This is a genomic window from Nocardioides sp. GCM10023255, assembly GCF_042653125.1.
Classification (GTDB): Bacteria; Actinomycetota; Actinomycetes; order Propionibacteriales; family Nocardioidaceae; genus Nocardioides.
In genome coordinates, this window is sequence record NZ_JBHSHU010000013.1 from 311,982 (window position 1) to 335,529 (window position 23,548).

26 protein-coding genes and 1 pseudogene are annotated in these 23,548 nt (G+C 68.1%); 7 read left to right on the forward strand and 20 right to left on the reverse strand.

Translation table 11 applies throughout. The features are described 5' to 3' along the window. Positions 1-310: 310 nt before the first annotated feature. Positions 311-466, forward strand: a pseudogene (locus ACFO9I_RS22515) (DapH/DapD/GlmU-related protein); the annotation flags it as partial. A 14-nt stretch (positions 467-480) separates the two neighbouring features. Here ACFO9I_RS22515 and ACFO9I_RS22520 read toward each other — a convergent pair. From ACFO9I_RS22520 to ACFO9I_RS22530, 3 genes are all read right to left on the reverse strand, one after another. Next, on the reverse strand, positions 481-1,662 hold the full coding sequence (locus ACFO9I_RS22520; protein ID WP_379185092.1) for a lipopolysaccharide biosynthesis protein: 1,182 nt from the start codon (positions 1,660-1,662) through the stop codon (positions 481-483). 95 nt (positions 1,663-1,757) lie between these two features. Continuing rightward, a complete protein-coding gene (locus ACFO9I_RS22525; protein WP_379185031.1) occupies positions 1,758-2,579 on the reverse strand; it encodes a polysaccharide pyruvyl transferase family protein in 822 nt (273 codons plus the stop codon). Positions 2,580-2,869: 290 nt separating this feature from the next. Then, on the reverse strand, positions 2,870-4,084 hold the full coding sequence (locus ACFO9I_RS22530) for a Coenzyme F420 hydrogenase/dehydrogenase, beta subunit C-terminal domain (protein ID WP_379185033.1): 1,215 nt from the start codon (positions 4,082-4,084) through the stop codon (positions 2,870-2,872). Positions 4,085-4,587: 503 nt separating this feature from the next. Between ACFO9I_RS22530 and ACFO9I_RS22535 the strand changes: the two genes are divergently transcribed. Together ACFO9I_RS22535 and ACFO9I_RS22540 are read left to right on the forward strand one after the other, a co-directional pair. Beyond that, the gene (locus ACFO9I_RS22535; protein WP_379185035.1) at positions 4,588-5,865 is read left to right on the forward strand and encodes a nucleotide sugar dehydrogenase; all 1,278 of its coding nucleotides are present in this window, start codon (positions 4,588-4,590) and stop codon (positions 5,863-5,865) included. A 266-nt stretch (positions 5,866-6,131) separates the two neighbouring features. After that, positions 6,132-7,187, forward strand: a complete 1,056-nt coding sequence (locus tag ACFO9I_RS22540) for an IS110 family transposase (protein ID WP_379185037.1) — start codon at positions 6,132-6,134, stop codon at positions 7,185-7,187. A 303-nt stretch (positions 7,188-7,490) separates the two neighbouring features. Here the strand turns inward: ACFO9I_RS22540 and ACFO9I_RS22545 are convergent, their stop codons facing one another. From ACFO9I_RS22545 to ACFO9I_RS22565, 5 genes are all read right to left on the reverse strand, one after another. Continuing rightward, positions 7,491-7,772 (reverse strand): integrase core domain-containing protein, encoded by a 282-nt coding sequence (locus ACFO9I_RS22545; RefSeq protein WP_379185038.1) that lies wholly within the window; start codon positions 7,770-7,772, stop codon positions 7,491-7,493. Between the two features lie 234 nt (positions 7,773-8,006). Further along, positions 8,007-8,459: a helix-turn-helix domain-containing protein gene (locus ACFO9I_RS22550; protein ID WP_379185040.1), complete on the reverse strand. Its 453-nt coding sequence runs from the start codon at positions 8,457-8,459 to the stop codon at positions 8,007-8,009. Between the two features lie 214 nt (positions 8,460-8,673). Beyond that, positions 8,674-9,624 carry a YgfZ/GcvT domain-containing protein gene (locus tag ACFO9I_RS22555; RefSeq protein WP_379185042.1) on the reverse strand — a complete coding sequence of 317 codons (951 nt, stop codon included), beginning with the start codon at positions 9,622-9,624 and terminating at the stop codon, positions 8,674-8,676. Next, positions 9,617-10,036 (reverse strand): Fur family transcriptional regulator, encoded by a 420-nt coding sequence (locus ACFO9I_RS22560; RefSeq protein ID WP_379185043.1) that lies wholly within the window; start codon positions 10,034-10,036, stop codon positions 9,617-9,619. The genes ACFO9I_RS22555 and ACFO9I_RS22560 overlap by 8 nt, the downstream gene beginning before the upstream one ends. 17 nt (positions 10,037-10,053) lie before the next feature. Then, positions 10,054-10,548, reverse strand: a complete 495-nt coding sequence (locus ACFO9I_RS22565) for an FABP family protein (RefSeq protein ID WP_379185045.1) — start codon at positions 10,546-10,548, stop codon at positions 10,054-10,056. A 28-nt stretch (positions 10,549-10,576) separates the two neighbouring features. Between ACFO9I_RS22565 and ACFO9I_RS22570 the strand changes: the two genes are divergently transcribed. After that, positions 10,577-10,939, forward strand: a complete 363-nt coding sequence (locus ACFO9I_RS22570; protein WP_379185047.1) for a DsrE family protein — start codon at positions 10,577-10,579, stop codon at positions 10,937-10,939. Positions 10,940-10,946: 7 nt separating this feature from the next. On the opposite strand, the gene ACFO9I_RS22575 is transcribed toward ACFO9I_RS22570, so the two are convergent. From ACFO9I_RS22575 to ACFO9I_RS22590, 4 genes are all read right to left on the reverse strand, one after another. Further along, positions 10,947-11,426 (reverse strand): hypothetical protein, encoded by a 480-nt coding sequence (locus tag ACFO9I_RS22575; protein WP_379185049.1) that lies wholly within the window; start codon positions 11,424-11,426, stop codon positions 10,947-10,949. Positions 11,427-11,526: 100 nt separating this feature from the next. Beyond that, a complete protein-coding gene (locus tag ACFO9I_RS22580) occupies positions 11,527-13,026 on the reverse strand; it encodes a DUF4012 domain-containing protein (RefSeq protein ID WP_379185050.1) in 1,500 nt (499 codons plus the stop codon). Between the two features lie 325 nt (positions 13,027-13,351). Continuing rightward, positions 13,352-13,771, reverse strand: a complete 420-nt coding sequence (locus tag ACFO9I_RS22585; protein WP_379185052.1) for a hypothetical protein — start codon at positions 13,769-13,771, stop codon at positions 13,352-13,354. Positions 13,772-13,888: 117 nt separating this feature from the next. Then, positions 13,889-14,737 carry a 3-keto-5-aminohexanoate cleavage protein gene (locus ACFO9I_RS22590; RefSeq protein ID WP_379185053.1) on the reverse strand — a complete coding sequence of 283 codons (849 nt, stop codon included), beginning with the start codon at positions 14,735-14,737 and terminating at the stop codon, positions 13,889-13,891. A gap of 59 nt (positions 14,738-14,796) precedes the next feature. Here ACFO9I_RS22590 and dtd point away from each other — a divergent pair, with 59 nt between their 5' ends. Next, a complete protein-coding gene (gene dtd, locus ACFO9I_RS22595) occupies positions 14,797-15,225 on the forward strand; it encodes a D-aminoacyl-tRNA deacylase (RefSeq protein ID WP_379185055.1) in 429 nt (142 codons plus the stop codon). Between the two features lie 47 nt (positions 15,226-15,272). On the opposite strand, the gene ACFO9I_RS22600 is transcribed toward dtd, so the two are convergent. The 6 genes from ACFO9I_RS22600 to rfbA all read right to left on the reverse strand — a co-directional run bounded on the left by ACFO9I_RS22600 (position 15,273) and on the right by rfbA (position 19,368). Continuing rightward, positions 15,273-15,404 (reverse strand): hypothetical protein, encoded by a 132-nt coding sequence (locus ACFO9I_RS22600; RefSeq protein ID WP_379185057.1) that lies wholly within the window; start codon positions 15,402-15,404, stop codon positions 15,273-15,275. Positions 15,405-16,088: 684 nt separating this feature from the next. Next, entirely contained in the window at positions 16,089-16,343 is a 255-nt protein-coding gene (locus tag ACFO9I_RS22605; RefSeq protein WP_379185059.1) for a hypothetical protein, read from the reverse strand. A gap of 74 nt (positions 16,344-16,417) precedes the next feature. After that, on the reverse strand, positions 16,418-16,714 hold the full coding sequence (locus ACFO9I_RS22610) for a DUF1416 domain-containing protein (RefSeq protein ID WP_379185061.1): 297 nt from the start codon (positions 16,712-16,714) through the stop codon (positions 16,418-16,420). 26 nt (positions 16,715-16,740) lie between these two features. Next, a complete protein-coding gene (locus ACFO9I_RS22615) occupies positions 16,741-17,589 on the reverse strand; it encodes a sulfurtransferase (protein ID WP_379185063.1) in 849 nt (282 codons plus the stop codon). 49 nt (positions 17,590-17,638) lie between these two features. Beyond that, on the reverse strand, positions 17,639-18,145 hold the full coding sequence (locus ACFO9I_RS22620; RefSeq protein WP_379185065.1) for a DUF4395 domain-containing protein: 507 nt from the start codon (positions 18,143-18,145) through the stop codon (positions 17,639-17,641). Positions 18,146-18,501: 356 nt separating this feature from the next. Continuing rightward, positions 18,502-19,368, reverse strand: a complete 867-nt coding sequence (gene rfbA, locus ACFO9I_RS22625; protein ID WP_379185067.1) for a glucose-1-phosphate thymidylyltransferase RfbA — start codon at positions 19,366-19,368, stop codon at positions 18,502-18,504. 31 nt (positions 19,369-19,399) lie between these two features. Here rfbA and rfbB point away from each other — a divergent pair, with 31 nt between their 5' ends. After that, positions 19,400-20,425 (forward strand): dTDP-glucose 4,6-dehydratase, encoded by a 1,026-nt coding sequence (rfbB, locus tag ACFO9I_RS22630; protein ID WP_379185094.1) that lies wholly within the window; start codon positions 19,400-19,402, stop codon positions 20,423-20,425. A 1-nt stretch (position 20,426) separates the two neighbouring features. Then, positions 20,427-21,824: a sugar nucleotide-binding protein gene (locus ACFO9I_RS22635; RefSeq protein ID WP_379185069.1), complete on the forward strand. Its 1,398-nt coding sequence runs from the start codon at positions 20,427-20,429 to the stop codon at positions 21,822-21,824. Here ACFO9I_RS22635 and ACFO9I_RS22640 read toward each other — a convergent pair. Next, complete coding sequence (locus ACFO9I_RS22640; protein ID WP_379185071.1) at positions 21,821-22,288, reverse strand: TlpA family protein disulfide reductase; 468 nt, start codon at positions 22,286-22,288, stop codon at positions 21,821-21,823. The genes ACFO9I_RS22635 and ACFO9I_RS22640 overlap by 4 nt on opposite strands. 115 nt (positions 22,289-22,403) lie before the next feature. Next, positions 22,404-23,144, reverse strand: coding sequence for a hypothetical protein (locus ACFO9I_RS22645; RefSeq protein WP_379185073.1), 741 nt, complete (start codon positions 23,142-23,144; stop codon positions 22,404-22,406). Positions 23,145-23,548 lie beyond the last annotated feature (404 nt).

Genomic DNA, 23,548 nt, shown 5'->3' on the forward strand with positions numbered 1-23,548 from the left:
ACCGTCGTCGACGACTCCAGTCGTTGGGAAACTGAGCCGCGCGATCCGCGGCTGGCTCGGCCGACTCGTGCTCGATGGCGTGGGCACCGACACCAACATTGAGCAAGGCGCGTACATCGGCAGGGGTCATGGCATCACGCTAGGAGACCGGTCCGGGATCGGCGTCAACTGCCGTCTTCACGGTCCGGTCGCCATCGGTCGGGACGTGATGATGGGCCCGGAGGTTGTCGTCCTGTCACGAAATCATAGGTGGCAGGACGCGGAGATACCCATGATCGACCAAGGCTTCGACGAAGCCGATCAGGTTACTATCGGCGACGATGTATGGATTGGCACAAGAGTCATCGTTCTGCCAGGTGTCTCCGTCGGCAAGGGCTCGATTGTCGGAGCGGGGTCAGTCGTGACCCGCGACGTTGATCCCTACACCGTCGTTGCTGGAAACCCCGCCCGGCCTATCGGTCAGCGAGGCGCACTCAGGCACTAAGTGCTGAGGTCACTAGTCCTCGCAGCGTCGTACCGGCGTGCCAGCCGCGCGAGCAGCAATATATTCGCCACGTACGCGGCGGTCGTGGCGACAGCGAAAGTGGCTACTACTGCGGTGAGGTCCCGGGTGAGGATTGCTGCTCCCGCGGCCCCACCCACGCTCAACACTAGCCGAATCAATTGCTGAACAAGCAGGGTCGACTCGCCCCCTGCCATGACAAAGAGGGGGTTCAGCGCCCCCATCATCATCTGTAAGGCTGTCGGCACCGCGACGATCGCCAACAGCGGGCCGGCGGCGCCCCACTCGGGTCCGAGCACGGGCTCCACCAGCAACGGACCGCCGACTGCCAAACCTAGAGCGATGACGCCCGCCAATGCGGTCAAGGGGATCAGAGTCCTGAGCAGGGTTCGATGGAAAGCTGTCTGTGAGCCGCCAGTGAAGACGGGAGAGAACCGACCTTGAACGAGTTGGGCCAGGCCTTGGCTGACAAACGACGCCGGAGCCCCCGCGACTCGCTGCGTCGTGCCCACGAGACCAGCCGCCGCCTGGCCAAGCGTCGACGCGGTTACGAGGGTAAGCGCCTGCAGGACTGTAGTACTGACCGTTCCAAGCGCCACGGTCGTGACCGCTCGACGCGCTGTGTACTCGTTCGTGTCGACGCCGTCGCCCAAAGCCAGGAGAGACGACGTTGACCTGCGCGTGAGCAGAAGGGCGAACCCGCGGCCCGCAAACATCGCCAGCGCAAGGGCCGCGACATTTGGCACCCAAAGAGCCACAACAAGCTGCATCCCTCCTGACGTGAGGCCGCCCAGAAGATTGCGAGTCGCTAGCCGCCGGTAATCCCGAGCACGCACCAGAAGCGCGTTATCAACCGCCGTCCACGCATATACCGCTAGCAAGGTGGCCGTCATGACCGCCGTCGTGGCACCCGCTTGGCGGCCGATGAGCCAGAACACTGCTCCGCTTAGCGTGAGCAGCAGGCAGGTGCCCAGCGACATCATGGTTGCGCGACGCACTAAGCGGGTTACTGATAACGGCGACTTCTGCACGGGGAGCACGTACTCAATGCGCGTTGTCGCGAACGGCTGCGCAACGAGCGCGACAGAGAGCGCGATCTGGTAGAGACCGAGTTGTGATGGTTGAAAAGCGCGCGTAAGGATAGGTAGCACCGCAAGCATGACCAATTGCCCGGACGCTTGCCCGGCCACCACAGAGGCGGAGCGTCGACTCACACGGAGCCCGGAAACTCTGCGAGCGGTTAGGTGTGCTGGCGTCACTGCGTCGCGCGGGTTCGCAAGTGCTTCGTGAAAGACTCGCGGGCTTCAAGAAGCGCGACGCGAGCAGAGACCAGCGCTGACGAGAGCTCGTCCTGACGTGCCATCGTCCGGCGCAAGAAGTTGAGCGCGGAATCCTCGTCACCTTGGAAGTCGTGGCTGGCCCCCCGATAACCGATCGTTTCGAAGTGAGTCCGCACTTTCGTCGCGGGCTCCGAGACGATCTCGACGGGAATCGCTCCGCAAATAGAGGCGAGTATGAGTACGTGGAGACGATCTGAGATGACGATACGTGCGCGCGAGTAGGCGGACATCGCAACACCCTCCTGTGTTAGGTGGTCGTCATCCCACGGATGCATCACGGCCCCGGGGAATCGCGCGGCGACCTCCTGCGCGCGCGAGACGTCTCCGGCGACCTGCGCGAGGGTGCAGATCCTCAAACCGGACTCGTCGGCGAAGCGTGCGACAGTCGAAAACCAGCCCGGAGAGGGTTCAGATCGCTTGCCGCGAAGGCTCACCACCAGATCAGTTCGCTGGTCGACCGGCAGCCCGGAAGCCGGCGAGGACGCCGAGAAAGCGATGTCAGGCACGACCTCCCCCTCGCCAATCAGCTTGCGGCTGAACTCATCGCGCCACAAACAGACCTGCGCCAAGCGACAAAGCGTGCGATGGATGGCAACTGTCGGTGCCCAAGGGGTCGCTTCGCGGCGGCGCGTCACCGCGCGCGGCGGGAGCAAAAGGGTGCCGCCGCGCAGCCGCAATCCCACGACAACGAGGAGCATGAGGACCTGGCGCGGGAAGTGCCAGCGCGTCAGGCTCACCTCGCCCGGCTCAAGGATCAGGGTCGGACGCCCCCGGGACGTGAGGCAGCGGAAGAGCCAAGAGCCATAGGCGCCCGAACCTTGGTGGAGCCGATCCTCTTCGGTGACACCTACCTGGGTTATCCACGAAGCGGGGGCCTCGCCTACATAGACATCCAAAGGCCCCGCCTCGCGGACCCACTCTTGACTCAGTCGACGGATGACTCCATCCCCAACGTTCGGAAACTCTCCGGCCAGACTGATGAAGATCCTGGGTGCCCCGGGCCCCGAGCGTCGCCACCGCTGGACGCTCACGAGTCGGAGCTCCGTGCTACTCGCGCTAGAGCTCGAGCCAGCAGCCACCTCACCTGGCCACGGCGACCCGATCCATAGATCGCTGCAGCCTTCTCTCGCCGGGCGAGCTTGGTGTGCTTCGATATCAGGGCTCGCATCGGGCGGAGGTAGGCGTCGAGGTTCCCGCTGTCTTTTGCGTCTTGGAACAGCACATGGCTCATGGCACCCAGTTTTCGGCGTGATCGAATAACGGCGATCCGCTCCGCGGAAACGCCCTCATATCCAGCTTCCACGCGCTTGGTCGGCACCCAGAGACCTCGCGAGAGATCATCCGCGAGCCGCACGGCGAGTCCCTCTCGCCGATGCCGCTGATTGCCCGCTTGGCTCACCGCGGCACGCTGCGGAGAAAGATCTTCGACCTCTAGCTCACCGGCAGCGATTCCTGCCTCCACGGTGGCGTCCGCTTCCGCGGATCGAGTGAGGATAATGTTGGTGCCTCGCGAATCCGCCTCATACTCAGGTAGCCAAGCGTCACCGAGTGTGACGTCCGCGGTTTCGGCGAAGATGTCATCGCAGAAGTCGCAAGCGCCGAGCTGAAACGCAGCATGGCCCCAACTACCACCCACGAGCGGGCCCATCGGGGAAGAAGATCGCCGACCATCGGTCGCGACTGCCTCGAAGTTGTATGACTTCGCCCCTCGCCCTGGCACTTTAACCCGGAAATCGACGGAAGAGAGCTCGTGCGGCTCGATGTCGAGTTGCCATGACAGGGACTCGGCGTAGGCGCTCGACTTTAAGTGCCCGCAGACGAGACCGATAAAACGCACGATCTGCTCGCCCAGCACCTCGTCCTCATCACAGACAGCGCGTGCCGCGCGCACCTGACAGGGGACCCCAATGAATGCATAACGTCGACCGTCGCCGCGTACACCAGTGAAGGCATCTGCAAAACTCACCGGGTAGTACTTCGACTTTCTCCCGACATTCACTTCCCCGGGCGTGCGCGCCACCGAATAGGCGAACAAACGACCATCCGAGGACGGGCCAACTTGGATCACACCGTCCACCGACCCGTCTCGCAACATCTGACGAGCGAGCCAACTCGTCGTTCCCCCAGACGACGAGTCCATAACCTGAACCGAGTCGGCCACGCGCCCCGCGAAGATGCGTCTGTATCCGCCGGTCACCGGATGAGCACGCTCGGGGGTGCCGAAGCGCTCCTCGGCGAGCACGTTCTCGTTCTTCGAATGATCAGAGAGCGGACATACTCGCGAGCCCGCCGCTCGCTGTTCCGCGTTCACTCCGTTGAGGTCCGCCTCGTAGTGCCCGAAGGGCCGGAGTGTGACGGGGATCGCACCTTGGGTCGCGACTGAGCAGCCGCCGCAACCAACGCACATCCCTCTGCGAACAACGTCAGTGATGTCGCCAACGCCTGTACCGTTTGCTGATGTCGTCACTGATGGCCTCTGCTTCCTGGATGCTCGGCGACGGCCTAACCTACAGCGTTCCCGGTAGCAGTGGCGGGCTGGCTCGCGTCGTCACCATGGGAGCCGAGCCCGTCGGGCTTGGCTCCCATCCGGGTTGCCCCCTCGTCCACGGGCAAGCGCGAGTCAGCTCGGCGCAAACTCGCCCACCGTCCGGAGACGAAGACTGCCTAACGAATGGCCGGCGTCCGTCAGCATCGCAGTTAGGATGCAAGCGATAGCGGCGGCGCAGGCGCGTCCGCCTCACCACGATGTCGACGGAGCATCTGCTTGTGAATGATCTTGTTGTCTTGGGTCTCGGCTACGTCGGACTGCCCCTCGCTCTAGAGGCCACGCGCGCCGGCCTCACAGTTCGCGGTCTTGACGTCAACGAGCGGGTCGTAGCCGATCTCAACGGCGGTATCTCCCACATCGACGACCTCAGCGACGATGACATCTCTGCGATGCTCGCCGGCGGGTTCACAGCAACGTGCGACGCCTCCGCCCTACGCACCGCTGACACCATCGTCATCTGCGTGCCTACTCCCCTGTCCGAGGACGGCGGCCCGGACCTAGGTGCCGTAAAGGCGGCCACGTCGATGATCGCTGAGAACCTCAAGGCTGGGAGTCTCGTCGTTCTCGAGTCAACCACCTACCCCGGTACGACGGAGGAACTCGTCGTACCGCTCTTGGAGAAGAGTGGGCTCCGTGTGGGAGTCGACGTAAACGTTGCATTCTCTCCGGAGCGCGTCGACCCCGGAAATCCGACGTACAACGTCAAGAACACCCCGAAGATCGTCGGAGGAATCACGACTCAATGCACTAAAAGAGCGGCGACCTTCTACCGTCGCTTCATCGATGTCGTGGTTCCGGCGCGGGGCACCCGCGAGGCAGAGACTGCCAAACTTCTCGAGAACACCTTCCGTCACATCAACATTGCGCTTATGAACGAGATGGCACGCTTCTGCCACGAGCTCGACATCGACCTGTGGAATGTCATCGATCTCGCGAAGACAAAGCCTTTCGGCTTTCAGGCTTTCTATCCGGGCCCGGGTGTGGGAGGTCACTGCATTCCGATCGACCCCAACTACCTAAGCCACAACGTCCGTAGCCGACTTGGCTATCCGTTCCGGTTCGTGGAACTCGCCCAGGAGATCAACGCGACGATGCCAGCGTACGTAGTTAGGCGGGGCCAGGACCTCCTCAACAACGCAGGGAAAGCCCTGAATGGAGCGACTGTTCTACTCCTTGGCGTAACATATAAGCCCGATATCGCTGACCAACGAGAGTCCCCAGCGGTCGACCTGGCTCGGCACTTGAAGAAGATGGGCGCGTCCGTCCAATTTCACGACCCCTATGTCACCAAGTGGCTTGTCGGGGAACACATACTGACCCCAGTAGAAGACCTTCAGTCCGCCAATGCGGCGGCCGACCTGGTCATCCTCGTGCAAAACCACAAGTATTACCCTGTCGATGAGCTCGCGGAGAGCGCCCAACTCTTCTTCGACACCCGCGGGGCGACGTCGACGGACAAAGCCGCACGCCTCTGAACGGGCACCCAGAGTGGGGCGACCCCGGTTTGCAGGGAGGTAAGCCGCGGCAGGGCCGACTGCCCCCGAGAAGTAGATCCTGTTGCACCGTGCGGATAGGAGTGCGTCTAGACGGTATGAGGTGACCCGGTCGCCGTGACGGGGTTGCGGGCCGGGGCCTCACTCACAAATGGTCGTGGGTTACCGAGTAGGGGCTGCCTGCTCGGCCTATCCAACAGTTGTGGGAGGCCCCGGTGTTCACCGAGCGTACGAGCGTTGGGCTCGACGTGCACGCACGATCTGTCGCGGCGGCGGCGATCGATGGCGTCACGGGCGAACTCGTGCAAGCCAGGCTGACCCCGTCACACGGGCACATCCGGTCGTGGATCAGGGACCTGCCGGGTCCGGTGGCGGTGGCCTACGAGGCCGGCCCGACCGGGTTCGGGTTGTCCCGGTCGTTGAATGCGGCCGGGATCCGATGCGTAGTCGTGGCGCCCTCAAAGCTACAGCGACCCAGCGGGGATCGGGTCAAGACCGATGCCCGCGACGCGGTCCACTTGGCCAGGCTGCTGCGCCTGGACGAGATCACCCCGGTGGTGGTCCCGAGTGTCGAGCAGGAATCGGCTCGGGATCTGGTCCGCGCCCGTGAGGACGCCCGAGGTGACCTGATGCGAGCCCGGCACCGGCTGTCGAAGCCGTTGCTGCGCCAGGGGCACGTCTACTCCGGCGGCCAGGCGTGGACCGGGAAGCACGACGCCTGGTTGCGACAGATCGGGCGGGAACTGCCCACGGCGGCGACCCGGGCGACGTTCGAGTCCGACTACGACGCCGTGCTCGCAGTCAAGGCACGCCGGGACCGGCTCGACATGCTCATCGAGCAGATGGCCGCGGATTGCGAGTTGACCCCGCTGCTGCACCGCCTGGGCTGCCTGCGCGGGGTCGGCACCCTGACCGGGTTCGCGTTGGCGGTCGAGGTCGGTGACTGGGACCGGTTCACCGGCAAGACCATCGGCTCGTTCAACGGCCTCCTGCCATCGGACTACTCCTCGGGCCAGTCCCGGAGCCAGGGGTCGATCACCACGACCGGCAACAGCCACCTACGCCGCCTGCTCGTCGAGGCGGCTTGGCACCACCGACCCACCTACCGGATCGGGAAGACCATGCGTGACCGGTGGGAGTTGGCCGGACCAGCCGCCCGAGCCCGCGGCGATGACGGCAACCGGCGACTGCACCACCGCTGGAACACCATGCGGGCCCGACACAAGCGTCACGTGGTCGCCAACATCGCGATCGCCCGCGAGCTCGCCGGTTGGCGCTGGTCCCTGGCCGTGCTCGAGGAGTAGCTCGCCACGATCTGCTTCGTCGACCCGACCAGTGGCAGCAGCGCGAGGAGCGACCCGCGAACCAGCTATGAGCAGCCCTCCGCCGAAGAACGACGCTCGACCCTAGACACGCGACCCGCTCCAGCCGAACAGCCCGTCCTGCGGTAACCAACCCGCGCATATCAGCCTGACCGCGCGTCGACCACGACACGCTCAGCCACCTGATCCGACGACGAAGCACGAGACGCCCGCCCCGACTGCCGGGACGGGCGTCTCACCCTGCCTGTTGACAGAAGGTGCCTACATATCAGCTGTACCCGGCCATCAGGTTGGTGACAGACGGCTGATCGGGGGAAGGCCTCCGAGTGCGCTGTGGCGGCGTCGAGTGTTGTAGTCCTCGAGCCAGGGGGCAAGGGCTGCTGCTCGTTCGGGCGTTGCTGGTGAAGACCTGGCGGTAGGCCCACTCAACCTGCAGGGTGCGGTTGAGGCGCTCCACACCTTGCCGTTCTGCCGCGGACAGTGCGGCTTGATGAACGCCTGACCGGCGCCGAGCTCGGCGCACACCTCGCGCAGGGACGACTTGTAGGCCCAAGCGTTGTCGGTCATGACGTGCTCGATCCGGGTGGTGCCATGAGCGGCGAAGTAGGCGGCGGCGCGGGCCAAAAGGCCGCACAGGTAGCGCCCTTCTCGTCGGGCAGGATCTCGGAGTAGGCCAGCCGGCTGTAGTCGCCGACAAGTGAGGGCACGAAGTCGTAGCCGAGCCGGGTCTTGTTCAGCCGGGACCGATGGTTGAGGGTGGTTTGCCCCTCGGCGCGCCAGCCGCCCCGTCGGGGATTCTGCCTAGTTTCTTGACGTCCATGTGCACCAGCTCGCCCGGACGGCTCTTCTCGTGCAGTGCGTGGTGGCCCGCGAGGCCCGGATCAGCTCACCGGTCATCGGGTCAGACTCGGCCAGCCGGGGCATCTGGTGGCGGGCCAGGTTCCGCGACACCGTGCGCGGTGGGATACCCAACTCGTCGCCGATGCGGTGCCGGCCACGGCGCTCGGTGCGGCGGACCTCGACCACCCGCTGCTCGACCTCCGCCGAGGTCCGGGTCGGGGTCGAGTGCGGACGTGAGGAGCGGTCGCGCAGGCCGGCCTCGCCCTCGGCGCCGTACCGGTCGATCCAGGTCCGCACGCTCTTCGTGACACCCCCCATGGCGGCGGCGATATGCGCCTTCTTCCAGCCCTGCTGGTGAAGCTGAACGATCAGCAGCCGACCTTGAACGGTCAGCCGCGCACTACCGTGAGACACGAGAACCTCCGGTTTGAGTGGGTCCTAGGCAAGCCACACCCCAACCGGGGGTTCTCCTCACGTCGAGACATCTCCGCTGCTACCAACGTCCTGGCCGGGTACATCTAGCCGGGGACGCGAGCCCGATCGCGACATCATCAGGCGATCAAGCGACCGCCGTTTGTCGCCTCGGGAGTTGATCGAGTCTAGGCGGCACATACGAACGATGGGCTTACTACCGCAACGGGCGCACGTGCAGTCCAACCTCGGGGTCGACCAGGACCTGCTGCGCGGCCGGCAGACCGTCCGCGTCGAGCTGGACTGCGAGGTCCACGTTGCGTTTGACCATCGCCAGCGCGATCGGCCCCAGCTCGTGGTGGCGGGCAGAGCTGCCGACGAAGCCGACCACCTTGTCGCCGAGCTTCAGCTCGGACCCGATGGCCGGCAGCCGGTTCTCCGAGCCGTCGAGGTGCAGCAGCGTGAGCCGGCGGGGTGGGCGACCCAGGGTGTGGACCCTCGCGACCGTCTCCTGACCGCGGTAGCAGCCCTTGTCGAGGTGGACGGCCGGCCCGATCCAGCCCGCCTCGTTGGGAATGGTGCGGTGGTCGGTGTCGATGCCGAGGCGGGGCTCGCCACGGGCGATGCGCAGCGCCTCGAAGGCCCACAGGCCGCAGGTGGGGCCCGCCGCGTCGGCGTACGACGCCAGCTGGCTCCGCGGGACGAACTCGTAGGCGGAGTACGGGGCGTCGGAGCCCGCGGCCGGCCGCCAGGTGACGGCGAGCTCGGCGGTCACCTCGGAAACCTCGACGCGCATCATGAAGCGCATCCGGTCGAGGAACTCGACGAGCGCGGCCGCCTGGCTGGGCTCGGTGTGCGCAACGAAGGCCTCACCGTCGTCGTAGCCGTAGAAGGCGTGCTCGACGTGGCCATTCGGGCTGAGGATCAGCGCACCGGTCCACTGCTTGGGCTGAAGGTTGGTGAAGAACTGGCTGGTCAGTGAGTGCAGCCAGGTGAGGCGGTCGGGGCCCTCGATGCGGACCACGTCGCGATGCGACAAGTCGACGAAGCCCTCGCCGGCCTCCAAGGTTCGCTGCTCCCCGTTGAAGGAGCCGTAGTGGGCCGCCACGTCGGCGTCGATCCCGTCGCCGGAAACAGCTCCGGGCAGGTCAAGCAGCGGACTACGCACGGCTCTCACACTCCTCACAGTGGCCGAAGACGGTCAGGTGACCGACGTCGACCACGAACGCATGCTCCGCGACCAAACGATCTCGGAGCGGTTGCAACACCTCAGGGTCAACGGAGACGACGCGGTGACAATTCCGGCAGACCAGGTGGAAGTGCTCATGGTCAGTCACGGAGTGGTAGGTCGGGGCCCGGTCGCTGAGGTGCGCGTGGCGCACCAGGCCGAGCTCCTCGAGCACCTCGAGCGTGCGGTAGACGGTCGAGACGTTGACCGCGGAGGACTGCTCCCGGACCTTGGCGTGGACCTCATCGGGGGTCGCGTGGCCCAGCTCCTCGACGGCGCGGAGGATCAGCTCGCGCTGGGGAGTCAGGCGGTAGCCGCTTCCCCGGAGCTTCTCGCGCCAGTCCTGGGTCATGAGTCCATTGTGAGGCCTCAGGCGCGCTGGAGGCGCGCCCAGAGGTGGGGCTGGAGCTCCTGGCCCATGGCCGCCATGTCGTAGGCGTAGAGAAGGTCGCCCTCGACGTTGCCGTAGAGACGCTTGCCGCCGACGTACTCCTTGGCGCTCTCGGTGCGCGCCACCGCGTCTGTGACGATCTCGAGCTTGCCGCCCTCGGCGTGGCCGTACCAGATCTCCACGAAGCCGGTGTTGTGCGTCAGCACCACCTCGACCCGGCCCTCGGGGCGGGCGCGGACGAAGCCGGTCTCGATGGCGGCGTCGCGGACCTTCTGGCCCTGCTCGTCGACGATCCAGGCGCGGGACATGTAGTGGAAGAACGGCCGGCCGTCGTGGGTGAAGATCAGCTCCTGGCCGAACTGGAACGGCTCGATGGTCGGATAGTCACCGTGGCCGTTGCCACGCCAGGTGCCGAGCATCCAGGCGATCGGGCCACAGTCCGGGTGCAGGTTGTCGGGGAGCTCGAACGGCATGAAACGGGAGTCTAGTTAGTCTCGGGCCATGGCCCGAAAGCTCGTCGTCAAGGTGACCTGCGGCTCCGAGGACCCCGAACGCTGCAACCAGGCGTTCACGGTCGCCGCCGCGGCGGTCGCTGCCGGAGCAGAGGTGAGCCTGTGGCTCACCGGCGAGTCCGCGTGGTTCGCCCTGCCGGGGCGAGCCGCGGAGTTCTCACTGCCGCTCGCAGCGCCACTGGACGCGCTGCTCGAGTCGGTCGTGGCCGGCGGACAGGTGACGCTGTGCACGCAGTGCGCGGATCGGCGATCCATCGGGCTCGACGACGTCATGCCGGGCGTCCGGATCGCCGGGGCGGCAGTGTTCGCCGAGGAGATCCTCCTAGACGGCGTGCAGGCGATCGTGTACTGATCAGGCCTCAGGCAGCTACGGCCTCGCGCACCTTGTCGAGCATGGCCTGCTCGCGCTCGCTGACGCGCACCGCGTGGAAGCCCATGAAGCCGCCCTCCTTGGCGGCCTCGGCCGCAGCCTGAGCCGAGGCGACGAGCCACTCGCCGAAGGCTGTGGTCTCCTCCGCCGTCGCCTTGGCGGAGACGAGCCCCTGGACGGCGCGGAGCTCGTCGAGCACCTGGTCGCCCGGAGGCGAGCCCTTGTCGGGCTTGAAGCCGCTGAGCGGGTTCTGCTTCGCCTGCATCAGGCCCTGAACGTCGAGCGCCACTTCGGCGAGCAGCTGCTCGCGGCTCGGCGGGCTGGTGGCACTCTTCATCGCCGCCATCGTCTCCTTGGCGGCCTCGATCGGGCCGCCCGGATCAGCCAGCGTGATCGCCAGGCCGGCGATCATCGGCGCCCGGAGGATGCGGGCCCACTCGTCCTCGTCGAAGTCGATCTTCGTGGTCACGGCTCGTCCTTCCGACAGGCGGGGCTGACAGGACCACGCTCACCCAGACGGAGTCGCTGGACCTCACCCGCTCCGGGTGAGACGGGCCGCTGTGACGGCCTCAGCAGGCGGACCGGGCGACGGAGTCGTTGTCTCCCGGGACAATGCTGGGGGTCATCCCGAGCTTCACGTCGCCGGTCTGGCCCTCGCCGGTGTGCATGGTCCAGCTGACGACCATGTCCTTGCGCGAGTCGAGCTGGAGGAACACGGTCGTGACAGGCCGCCCCTCCAGCTCGGTCACGTGCGGGTGCTTGCCCATCGACTTGCCGTTCAAAGTGAGGTGGTCGATCGAGCCACCATAGGGCCCGTAGAGGCGAATCAGGAGCAGCTGGAGGCCTCTCTTGAAGCCGTACCCGCCGGCGCCGGTGACCGACTCGGGAAGCTTGGCGGCCTCGGCCGGAGTGATCCGCTGGTTGACGGTCATCGACGCCGAGAGTGCCTGCACCCCCTGGTCGCAGCCGGTCGACTTCACATCGGCCCAGTAGCGCAGGTAGTAGGACATCTTCGACTGGGTGGCGTCGTTGAGCCCGATGTCGACGTGGGGGGTGTCGCCGTCGTCGCCGGACAGCGCGCCCTCCACCCGGGTGCCGGCCAGCGCCGAACGGACGTCGGGGTCGAACGCGGTGACCAGGAAGCGACCCTCGCGAGCCGCCCGGCTGAGGCCCTGCACGAACTTCACGGGTGAGGCCAGGTCACCGGTGGCGGCATCGAAGATCGCGCCGGCGGCCACCTGGAACAGCGCGTCCTGCGCATCCGGATCCAGAGTCTTGTAGGGCTCACTCAGAAGCTGGTCTACAACGGTGTCGCGCGTCAGCGTGGTGTCGCCGACACGGACCGGTCCCGTCCCGTCGAGCAGGTAGGACATCGCCACCGGGTCCAGCGCGATCACCCCGTCCAGCGCCGTGGAGGGGTGACGCTCCTCCCAACGAGCGGACATGAGCTGAGCGGCTCTGGGGAAGTCCGGTGTGAAGCCCGCATCGAGGAAGTAGGTGCCCAGCTCGGCGCCGTAGACCTCGCGCTCGGCCGCGGACAGCGGCAACACCGGGGTGGCTCTTCTGCCGAAGTCACTCCCTGCACCCTGAGAGGCGATATTCAGCTTGCCGTCCTCCGCGTGAACTTGCGCCCACGCGCCGGGCAGGCCTCCGGTGGACCGGATCTCTGCGTTGTTCTGGAAGACCAGCAGGTAGTCGCGCGGCCCGTCGGCGCCCACCATCGTCGGCACGACCTCAGCGGCGATGCGGGCGGACGCGAGGGACTGGGACACCTCGTGCACCAGGTCGACGTACTTGTCGAATCGGCTGCGCAGTGGGCCGGCGTACCCGGAGCTGTCGAGGTCGCCGACCGTCTCATCGGCCCGCGAGAACGCTCGACTCGCCTGCGCGACCGGGGCCTGGAGGCTGCCAGCCGCCGCCACGTCGATCCGCCCGCCGGAGGTGATCGTGTCGAGCCGGTCCATCGACTCGGCAAGCGGCTGGACGCCCTCGCGGGCAACGGTGTCCAGCGACTGGCTCAGGGCCCGGACACCGGTCGCGTCGTCACCGACCACGGGTAGGTGGGTCAACGCGCCCCACCAGGCGCCGTCGGTGCGATCCGCCGCCGCAGAGGCATGGTCACGGAGGCGGGACACCGCCTCGTCCCGAGTGTCGGAGTCGCGCTCGTCGAGCGCCGACCGCAGGCGCGAGGCGTCGTCCTCGGCTTTCGTGAGTGAGCCTTGGACCTGCCAGGCGAGCCAGGCGGAATAGCCAACGGCGGCGATCACGAGAAGGAGCGGGACGGCCCAGAGCAGTCGTCGTCGGTTGGCCACGCGCAGATCCTGTCAGAAATGGCTCTCGGCCCCGCCGCGGGTGCGAACGGGGCCGAGGAGCGGACGTGCAGAAATCGGTCGATCAGCGGTGGCGGACGACCGTGAACTCGTCGCGGTTGTCCGAGTCCTGCCAGCGCGAGCCGGGCTTGCGGTCGAAGAGAGCCTTGACGCTGTAGTCGCCGAGCTTGCGGAGCTTGGTGGTGGTGAAGCACTTCTTGCCACCGGAGTAGTTCTTGGTGTCGATGAACCGGTAGCCGCCGGTGCTGCGGACGACGCGGACGGTCACCTTGCCCTTGGGGGTGCCGCTGCCCTGAGAGGTGATCTTGACGCAGATCGTGGCGCGGTGGTTCTTCACGACCTTGTTGGGCGCGTCGATGTTGGTGTAGGTCGGGAGGCAGCCGCCGTAGGGGCATGCCTTGGCGTTGGCGGCGGTGCCGGAGAAGGCCACGAAGCCCGCAGCCACCATCAGGGCGGCGATGAGGCCGACAAGGAACTTCTTCACTGGATCTCCCCATGTGATTCATGTGACGGGTGGAGACGACACTCTTTCACGAATTTTGGGGATGCGCACCCCGGAGGGGTCATTGTGGACACCGCCGTCCCAGAGTTCACTTGATCGTTACAAGTCAGCTTGGTCGAGCCCCAGGAGCCCCCGCGCCTCAGCGGCCGCCATCGGGCTGCGCTGAGCGAGCGCGGCCAGCGAGACCGCGCGCTCCACGAGCTGGGCGTTGTTCTCCACCGGGACGCCACGGCTGATGGTCAGCACGTCCTCCATCCCGACCCGCAGGTGGCCGCCCTTGGACAGGGCCGCGAGGGCCACCGGGAGGGTGGTCCGGCCGATGCCGGTGGCCGACCAGGAGGTCACCACCTCGGGCAGGGTGGCGACACCGGCGACCAGGGCATCGGCGGTGCCGGGCATGCCGCCGGGCACGCCCATCACGAAGTCGCAGTGGACCTTGCCGCCGTACGGCAGGCCGAACTTGTCGAGGAGGCGGTGCAGCGCGTGCACCTGGCCGAGGTCGAACAGCTCGAACTCGGGCACCACCTGACGCTCCTGGCTGAGCTGGTAGAGCTCGCAGACGAACGGCCACGGGTTGGAGAACACATCGTCGCCGAAGTTGGTCGTCCCCATCGTGAGGCTGCACGAGTCGGGCTCGGCGTCGAGGACCTTGAGCCGGTTCTCCAGCGGGTCGTGGACCGAGCCGCCGGTGGAGAGCTGCACCACCAGGTCGGAGGAGTCGCGGACCGCGGCCACCCACTCGCGGAGCAGGCCGACGTCGAGGGTCGGCTGGTGCTCGGCGTCCCGCACGTGGAGGTGGATCATGCCCGCCCCGGCGGCCTCACACTCGGCCGCAGTCCGGGCGATCTCCTCGGGGGTCGTCGGCAGCTGGGGGCAGTCCGCCTTGGCGGTCTCGGCGCCCGTGGGGGCGACGGTGATCAGGATGCGGTCGGCAGGCACGGCACTCACCCGCCCATCCTGTCAGAGTGTGACCCGCGCCATCGAGTCGACGAGCGGAGGATTTCCCGATGCGAGCCGTTGTCCAGCGAGTTCTTCGCGCGTCAGTGACCGTCGACGGGAAGATCGTCGGCTCGATCTCGGAGCCTGGGCTGCTCGTCTACCTCGGTGTCACCCACGACGACGAGGACGACGCGGTCGCCTGGATCGCGAGGAAGCTCTGGGACCTGCGGCTGCTGCGCGACGAGCAGTCGGCCTCCGACGTGGGCGCCCCGATCCTGGTGGTCAGCCAGTTCACCCTCTACGGCGACGCGCGCAAGGGGCGCCGGCCCACGTGGCAGGCGGCGGCGCCGGGGCCGGTGAGCGAGCCGACGTACGAGGCCGTGTGCGCCGAGCTCGAGCGGCTGGGCGCGCACGTGGAGCGCGGGGTGTTCGGGGCGGACATGCGGGTGGAGTCCGTGAACGACGGGCCGGTCACCCTGATCCTGGAGAGTCCGTGAAGCTGTCCGATCGTCCGCGGGCCGTCTTCTCGACCCACGGCAGATCCTCAGCTGGCGGTCATCGCCATCCAGATCAGAACCAGCGTGACCAGCGCGACGACGATCAGTCCCGCCAGCTCCAGCCGGTTCTTGCGGCGCTCCTGCTCCACAGTGCGCACGCGCTTGCGCTGCCCGATCATTCTTCCTCCCCCAGGTGACGTGGCGAGAGAACCTTGTCAGGCGCGACGGCGCGGCGCCGGGAATTTCGGGAAACCCCTCAACTGCTGGAGGAAGTCGCCGATGCATCCCAGTTGGGCCAATCCCAGATGGAGGGACTCCCCGCAACTGACCTCAGACGCGGTCCAGACCCGACGCTCGCATTTCCGGCGCCGAGCGTCCCATTCCTCGACATCCCGTCTCACGAGGAGACATCGGGTCGGGTCGCGCCCTAGTGTCTCTGCCCGGAGCCTCGTCCGGACCGCTCCTGAGCCCTGTGGCCGAGTCGGTTCGGCGTGCCTGGATCGCACGGGCGGCAGCAGGGGAGCCCGCCCCTCTGCGGTTCGATCAAAGGTGTGGCTCCGACCCGTGGGGACTGCTGATCCCAGGCCCCGCGAACTCCGGCCGGTCTCCTCAACCCCTGTCAGGTGGACCGTCCGCGAGGGCCGGTGGGCGCCTGGTCTGTGTGGGCGTCCACCGGTCCGCCGCATCACTCGGGTCTCAGCGGGCGCGGAACGACCGCCCGAGGGCGAGAGCCAGCGGCAGGCTCGCGAGGACCCACACGCCGAGGCCCAGGGCGACAACGATGAATGCCATACCTCGACGATGGGCGTGGGGGCTTGCCGGGACAACGCCCGCACGGTGAACCGCAGTTGAAGAACGGCCCACTACTCGGGGATCCGGTCGCGGAGCCAGGTCTGCGTGCCGGGCTCGAGCCCCTTCAGCTTGGGTCGCGCCGCCAGCGGGGCGACGAGGAGCGGACCCTCGTCGGGCAGCGACCACTTCAGCTCGTGGTAGACGCGGGACAGGGTGTCGCCGCTTTCGACCAGCAGCAGGCCGGGGGCGGCGCGGCGTACCTCCTCCCACGGCCCCGCGAGGTCGTCGGGCACCGGCGCGGAAGTCCAGGCGAGGTAGACCGTCACCGGGTCAGTGTGCCCGGGACGCTGCACCGCCCGGGACCGATCGGTCCCGGGCGGTGCCTTTCGACGAGGGTCGCTCAGATCGCGACGGCGACCTCGGCCACCGAGCCGACGCTGGCCACGACCTTGCGGTCGACCGGGTCGGCCTTGGGGGCGAGGGTGCGCAGCGTCCACTCCCCCTCGCCGGCGAAGAAGCGGAAGTGGCCGGTCGCCGAGGTCGGGACCTCGGCGGTGAACTCACCGGTCCGGTCCAGCAGCCGCACGTAGGCGTTGCCGACCGGCTCACCGCCGCGGGTCACCTGACCCTGCACGACGGCCTCCTTGGCCACGTTGACTCCGTCGAGCGACAGGCCGCCCTGGGTTGCACCGCACATGTTCTGTCTCCTTGGAGGTCGGGGGGTCAGGCGTCGCCGGGCTCGTCGCCGAGGGCAACCGGCACACCCACGAGGGAGCCGTACTCGGTCCAGGAGCCGTCGTAGTTCTTGACGTTCTCGCGGCCCAGCAGCTCCTTGAGGACGAACCAGGTCAGGGAGGAACGCTCACCGATGCGGCACAGCGCGATCGTGTCCTTGGACGTGTCGAAGCCGACCTCGTCGTAGAGCTTGGTGAGCTCCTCGTCGGACTTGAAGGTGCCGTCGTCGTTCGCGTTCTTGCTCCACGGCACGTTGACCGAGGTGGGGATGTGGCCGGCGCGCTGGGCCTGCTCCTGCGGCAGGTGGGCCGGGGCGAGCAGCCGACCGGCGTACTCGTCGGGGCTGCGCACGTCGACGAGGTTCTTGACGCCGATCGCGGCGATGACCTCGTCGCGGTAGGCGCGGATGGAGGTGTCCTGCTCCTGCGCGGTGTACGACGTCTGCTCGCGGCTGGGCAGCTCGTCGGTGAGCTCGCGGGAGTCGAGCTCCCACTTCTTGCGGCCGCCGTCGAGCAGCTTGACGTCCTGGTGGCCGTAGAGCTTGAAGTACCAGTAGGCGTAGGCGGCGAACCAGTTGTTGTTGCCGCCGTACAGCACGACGGTGTCGTCGTTGGCGACACCGCGCTGCGAGAGCAGCGCCTCGAACTGCTGCTTGTTGACGAAGTCACGACGGACCTGGTCCTGCAGGTCGGTGGTCCAGTCGAGCTTGATGGCCCCCCGGATGTGGCCCTTGTCGTAGGCAGTGGTGTCCTCGTCGACCTCGACGAGCACCACCTTCGGGTCGTCGAGGTGGTCCTCCACCCACTGGGCGGTGACGAGCGAGTTCTCACGGCTCATGATTCGGATCTTCTTTCTGTTGCGGGGTCTGGGGGTCGGGCGGACTGAGTCAGGTGGTCGGGGCCGGCGCGAGCCGGCGGATGAGGAGGTACATCTCGCAGCCGAGGCAGAAGCCGAAGACCGCGTTGAGCAGGGCGGCGACGAGGGCGAAACCGGTGGCGACGAGGCCGAGGACGGTGACGCCGGTCAGGAAGCCGACCAGGCCGACGACGGCGAAGACGAGGCCGACGGTCTGGGCGAAGCGCGGCGGCGCCGCGTCCTCGAGCTCGCGGGGCGCGCCGATGCGGGGCCGGACGAGGGCGCGGAAGACCAGGGCGTGCGGCGTGCTCTGCACACCGAGGCCGGCGCCGATCGCGAAGAGCAGTGCCTGGACGGCGAGCAGGGCGGTGGCGACCGGGCTCGGCGCCGCCAGCAGCACGACGGCCAGGACGACCGAGGTGACGATCGCGGCGAACTGCTGGCCGCGCGGGTCGACCTTCGCGCCGGCGGCGGCCGGCTGCGGACCGGTGCGACCGGTCCGATGCGTGCTGACCGGATGGGTGGTGGACTGCGACATGTCTCTCCTGCTCGCGGAAATGGCCTGGTGGAAGCGAGGCACGGGCGCGTCTGCCGGAAGGTGGCAAGCGACTCCACACCGAGATTAGTCGACTAATCCGGTAGATTAAAGGGAGTTCGGACGCGAGCCCGTCAGGACATTCGACACAGCGACGAGCGCACGCGGCAGTGGTCCACTGCGCGGCGGCGGGTCAGCATGGTCGAGGACATGACGGCAAGGCTAGAGGCGGGTTGACGCGAGGCGGTATTCGGCGTCTCGCTCTGCGAGACAGTCATCCACGATGCGGACACCGGCACCTCCATACAGCAAGAACGCGGGCATCGACGGCCGCATTCCCCGCGCGAAGGGGCTCCCGCTCAGGGGTGCTCGAGCAGGCCCAGCAGGTAGTCGCCGTACCCGCTCTTCACGAGCGAGGCCGCGCCCTCGCGCAGCTGGTCGTCGGAGATGTAGCCCATCCGCCAGGCCACCTCCTCGGGGGCGCTGATCATCGTGCCCTGGCGGGTCTCGATCGCGCGGACGAAGTTGCTGGCGTCGTTCATGTCCTCGAACGTGCCCGTGTCCAGCCACGCCGAGCCCCGCGGCAGCACCTCGACCATCAGGCTGCCCTCCTCGAGGTAGAGCCGGTTGAGGTCGGTGATCTCCAGCTCCCCGCGGGCGGAGGGCTGGAGCTTCTTGGCCCGCTCGACGACGGTGTTGTCGTAGAAGTACAGCCCCGGCACGGCGTAGTCGCTGCGGGGCTTCTCGGGCTTCTCCTCCAGGGACAACGCCTTGCCGTCCTCGTCGAACTCGACCACGCCGTACGCCGTCGGGTCCGAGACCCGGTAGCCGAAGATCGCGGCGCCCTCGATGTCGTGGAAGCGACGCAGCTGGGTGCCGAGCCCCTGGCCGTAGAAGATGTTGTCGCCGAGGACCAGCGCCACGCTGTCGTCGCCGATGTGCTGCTCGCCGATGGTGAACGCCTGGGCGAGGCCGTCGGGGCTGGGCTGGGCGGCGTAGTCGATGGTGATGCCGAACTGCGAGCCGTCCCCCAGGAGCCTGACGAACTGGTCCTGCTCGTGAGGGGTCGTGATGACCAGGACGTCACGGATCCCGGCGAGCATGAGCGTTGCGAGCGGGTAGTAGATCATCGGTTTGTCGTAGACGGGGACCAGCTGCTTGCTGATGCCCCGCGTGATCGGGTGCAGGCGTGAGCCGGTTCCCCCGGCCAGGATGATCCCGCGCATGGTGGGGATGCTGGCACACAACGGGCGTCGGATGCCTCCGGCGACGTACATTCCCCCAGTGAGGCGAATCCTGGTCACCGGCGGCGCCGGCTTCATCGGCTCCAACTTCGTGCAGTACCTCGTCGACCACACCGACGTGGCGGTCACGGTGCTGGACAAGCTGACGTACGCCGCGAGTCGCGAGTCGCTGGCCGCCCTGCCGGCCGACCGCGTACGGCTGGTCGTCGGCGACATCGCCGACGCCGCGGTGGTGACCCCGCTGGTCGGCGAGCACGACGCGGTCGTCCACTACGCCGCCGAGTCCCACAACGACAACTCGCTGGCCGACCCGTCGCCGTTCGTGCAGACCAACCTGGTCGGGACGTTCACGCTCCTCGAGGCGGCCCGTGCGACCGGGGTGCGCTTCCACCACATCTCCACCGACGAGGTCTACGGCGACCTCGAGCTCGACGACCCCGAGCGCTTCACCGAGGCGACGCCGTACAACCCGAGCAGCCCCTACTCCTCCACCAAGGCCGGCTCCGACCTGCTGGTGCGCGCGTGGGTCCGCAGCTTCGGGGTGCAGGCCACGATCTCGAACTGCTCGAACAACTACGGCCCCTGGCAGCACGTCGAGAAGTTCATCCCCCGCCAGGTCACCAACGTCATCGACGGCGGCCGGCCCAAGCTCTACGGCGCCGGGCAGAACGTCCGCGACTGGATCCACGCCGACGACCACTCCTCGGCCGTGTGGACGATCCTCAACCAGGGCCGGATCGGCGAGACCTACCTGATCGGCGCCGACGGCGAGCTCAGCAACCTCGACGTGGTCCGGATGATCCTGCGCCACTTCGGCCGCCCCGAGGACGACTTCGACCACGTCACCGACCGCGCCGGCCACGACCTGCGCTACGCCATCGACTCCACCAAGCTGCGCACCGAGCTGGGCTGGAAGCCGGAGTACGGCGACTTCGCGGCCGGCCTGGCCCGGACCATCGAGTGGTACGAGCAGCACCGCGACTGGTGGGGCCCGCACAAGGCCGCCGTCGAGGCGTCGTACGCCGCACGGGGGCAGTGACATGGAGCTGACCCTCGAGCACTCCCCCATCCCCGGCCTCGTCGTGCTGCGGCTGCCCGTGCACGCCGACGCCCGGGGCTGGTTCAAGGAGAACTGGCAGCGCGAGAAGATGGTCGCCCTCGGGCTGCCCGACTTCGAGCCGGTGCAGAACAACGTGTCCTTCAACGGCTCCCGCGGCGCCACCCGCGGCCTGCACGCCGAGCCGTGGGACAAGCTGGTGTCGGTCGCCAGCGGCCGGGTCTTCGGCGCGTGGGTCGACCTGCGCCCCGGTGACTCCTTCGGGACCGTGTTCCACGTCGAGATCGACCCGTCGGTGTCGGTGTTCGTGCCGCGCGGGGTGGCCAACGGCTACCAGACGCTCGAGGACGCGACGGCGTACACCTACCTGGTCAACGCCCACTGGCGCGCCGGCGTGACCTACCCGGCGCTCGCGCTCGGCGACCCCACCTGCGCGGTGCCGTGGCCGATCCCGCTCGCCGAGTCCGAGATCTCGGAGAAGGACCAGCGCAACCCCCTGCTCGGCGACGTCGCCCCGATGCAGCCGCGTCGCACGCTCGTGCTCGGCGCGCGCGGCCAGCTCGGTCGGGCCTTCGCTTCCGCGTTCCCCGCCGCGGACGTCGTCGACCTCGACGAGCTGGACATCACCGACGCCTCGGCGGTGGCCGCGTGGCCGTGGCAGGACTACGACCTCGTGCTCAACGCCGCGGCGTACACCGCCGTCGACGCCGCCGAAGCCCCCGAGGGGCGCCGGGTCGCGTGGGCCGCGAACGCCACTGCCGTCTCGCTCCTCGCGCAGGTCTGCCGGGAGCACCGGCTCACCCTGGTGCACGTCTCGTCGGACTACGTCTTCGACGGCACCGTCTGCCCGCACACCGAGGACGAGCCGCTCTCGCCGCTGGGCGTCTACGGCCAGAGCAAGGCCGCCGGCGACGTGGCCGCCGCCTCGGTGCCGCGGCACTACCTGCTGCGGACCTCGTGGGTGGTCGGGGACGGGGCCAACTTCGTGCGCACCATGGCGTCGCTGGCCGCGCGCGGCATCTCGCCCGCGGTGGTGTCCGACCAGGTCGGCCGGCTGACGTTCACGACCGAGATCGTGCGGGCCGCCAGGCACCTGCTCGACAGCGGCGCGGCGTACGGCACCTACAACGTGACGAACTCCGGCCCGCCGACCTCGTGGGCCGACCTCGCCCGCGAGGTCTTCGGGCTGTGCGGGCGCTCGCCGGCCGACGTGACGCCGGTGAGCACCGAGGAGTACGCCGCCGGCAAGGCGCTCGCGCCGCGGCCGCTCAACAGCGTGCTGTCGCTGGCGAAGATCGAGGCGACCGGGTTCACGCCGGAGCCGGTCTCGGAGGCGCTGGGGCGGTACGTGTCCGAGCTGCTCGCGGACGCGCCGATCTAGCTCCGGTCGACCGCGGCGCCCAGCGCGGCCAGCACCTGCTCCTTGCGCGGCGCCCCCGAGGCCCGGGTGATCTCCGCGCCCCCGGCGTCGAGCACCAGGGTCGTGGGGGTGCGCAGGATGCCGAGGCGGCGTACCGCCTCGAGGTGGTGCTCGGCATCGACCTCGACGTGGGTGACGCCCGGGACGGCGGCGGCGACCTCGGCGAGGGTGCGCCGGGTGGCGCGGCACGGCGCGCAGAAGGCGGAGGAGAACTGCAGCAGCGTGGCCCGCTCCCCCAGCTCGATCCGGAGGCCCGCCTCGCCCGCCTGGTCGGCGACCGAGGGCGCGCGCTCCGCCTCGGGCTGCTCGGCGGCGCCCTTCACGCGGTGCGTGCCGCGGAAGCGGCCGTCGGTGGCGGCGCGGTAGGCCCCGAACGCGAGCGCGACGACGACGGCGGCGATCAGCACCCAGGCTCCGGTCGACATGGCAGTCCGAACGCTATCCGCCGGTCGGGCATTCCCCGGCCGGCGTCCGCGGCCGGCCGGGGTGTGCGTGCTCCGCGCTCGCTGCGCCCGCGCCTTGCGGGCTGCCCGCGGGGTACTACGGGTGCTCGATGTGCACGTAGGCCATGGTGCCGGTGAAGTAGTCGCACCCGACGGTCACGCTGTCGCAGTCGACCTTGCCGCCGATGCTCAGCGGCCTGGAGTTGTCGATGCGGCCGATGGTCCCTCGGATGAAGTTGGTGGCCCCCTCCGGCTCGCCGGGGTCGATGGTGGCCCGCACCCCGTCGGCCGTGCGCTCGCAGATGAACGTGTGCCACAGGCCGTCCCCGGCCTTGACGTAGTCCGGGAACCCGTTGACGAAGCCGATCGCCTTGGTGTTGCCGTTGCCGTCGCGGAAGTGGCAGCGGGGCCAGCCGTTGTGCAGCACCACCTTCCAGAACCCGCCCGTCTGCCCGGACTGGCCCTTCTGGACGATGTTGGGGTCCTTGCCCCTGGTCGTGCGGAAGCGGACGGTCACCTTGTAGGGAAGGGTGCCCGGATCCAGCGCGGGGTTGTCCGGGACCGTCGCCAGCCGCTCGTCGTTCGGCACGTCGACGGGCCCTTGGAACGTGAAGCCGTAGTCGCCGCTGCCTGTGGGGACCCGGCGCTGGATCAGGTTGCCGATGTGGCCGTTGAGCCCGTTGGTCCCGGAGTCGTGGAGGATGTCCCCGTCGGTGGCGGTGCTCGGACCTTCTTCCATCTCGTAGGCCACGACGGTGTCGGCCGAGGCGACGGCCGGCGCCGCCAGGACCAGGGTGATCGCTCCGACGGCCAGGCTCAGAGCTCGTGAAACCTTCATGCTGGTGCCCCTTCCCGCGACTCCCCCCTCGTCGGGATGTCGCGCAGGAACCACCTTCCCCCTCTTGAACCGATGAGTAATCACCGAATCTGGGGGCACCCGGGCCGGATTGTCGACGCGTCGCGCACGTGGTCCCCGGAGGCTCGGCGCCGGGGGCTTCTCTGCGTACGGCGCGGGTCCGCTCGGCTCCTGGCTGCCTCCCGTCTGCGGGTTGTCTGTCGTCGGCGTCCTTGGCTGGCTACGGGGAGGGTCCGCTCGGGGTGGCGTCGGCTTCCCGGCTGGCGGCTCCGCCGCTGCTCCGGCCGACCCGGTACGAGCGCCTTGCGAGCCTGTCCACAAATTCGAAACTTTACTCGAATATGGTGTTGACTTGTCGTAGAATGAGGCATGGCAGTCAACCCGAC

Coding starts and splice junctions, on each gene's coding strand:
- ACFO9I_RS22520 (WP_379185092.1), bottom strand. CDS start 1,662: ATGCTTGCGGTGCTACCTATCCTTACGCGCGCTTTTCAACCATCACAA.
- ACFO9I_RS22535 (WP_379185035.1), top strand. CDS start 4,588: ATGTCGACGGAGCATCTGCTTGTGAATGATCTTGTTGTCTTGGGTCTC.
- ACFO9I_RS22545 (WP_379185038.1), bottom strand. CDS start 7,772: ATGACCGACAACGCTTGGGCCTACAAGTCGTCCCTGCGCGAGGTGTGC.
- ACFO9I_RS22560 (WP_379185043.1), bottom strand. CDS start 10,036: ATGACCCAGGACTGGCGCGAGAAGCTCCGGGGAAGCGGCTACCGCCTG.
- ACFO9I_RS22565 (WP_379185045.1), bottom strand. CDS start 10,548: ATGCCGTTCGAGCTCCCCGACAACCTGCACCCGGACTGTGGCCCGATC.
- ACFO9I_RS22570 (WP_379185047.1), top strand. CDS start 10,577: ATGGCCCGAAAGCTCGTCGTCAAGGTGACCTGCGGCTCCGAGGACCCC.
- dtd (WP_379185055.1), top strand. CDS start 14,797: ATGCGAGCCGTTGTCCAGCGAGTTCTTCGCGCGTCAGTGACCGTCGAC.
- ACFO9I_RS22600 (WP_379185057.1), bottom strand. CDS start 15,404: ATGATCGGGCAGCGCAAGCGCGTGCGCACTGTGGAGCAGGAGCGCCGC.
- ACFO9I_RS22610 (WP_379185061.1), bottom strand. CDS start 16,714: ATGTGCGGTGCAACCCAGGGCGGCCTGTCGCTCGACGGAGTCAACGTG.
- ACFO9I_RS22615 (WP_379185063.1), bottom strand. CDS start 17,589: ATGAGCCGTGAGAACTCGCTCGTCACCGCCCAGTGGGTGGAGGACCAC.
- ACFO9I_RS22620 (WP_379185065.1), bottom strand. CDS start 18,145: ATGTCGCAGTCCACCACCCATCCGGTCAGCACGCATCGGACCGGTCGC.
- rfbA (WP_379185067.1), bottom strand. CDS start 19,368: ATGCGCGGGATCATCCTGGCCGGGGGAACCGGCTCACGCCTGCACCCG.
- rfbB (WP_379185094.1), top strand. CDS start 19,400: ATGCCTCCGGCGACGTACATTCCCCCAGTGAGGCGAATCCTGGTCACC.
- ACFO9I_RS22635 (WP_379185069.1), top strand. CDS start 20,427: ATGGAGCTGACCCTCGAGCACTCCCCCATCCCCGGCCTCGTCGTGCTG.
- ACFO9I_RS22640 (WP_379185071.1), bottom strand. CDS start 22,288: ATGTCGACCGGAGCCTGGGTGCTGATCGCCGCCGTCGTCGTCGCGCTC.
- ACFO9I_RS22645 (WP_379185073.1), bottom strand. CDS start 23,144: ATGAAGGTTTCACGAGCTCTGAGCCTGGCCGTCGGAGCGATCACCCTG.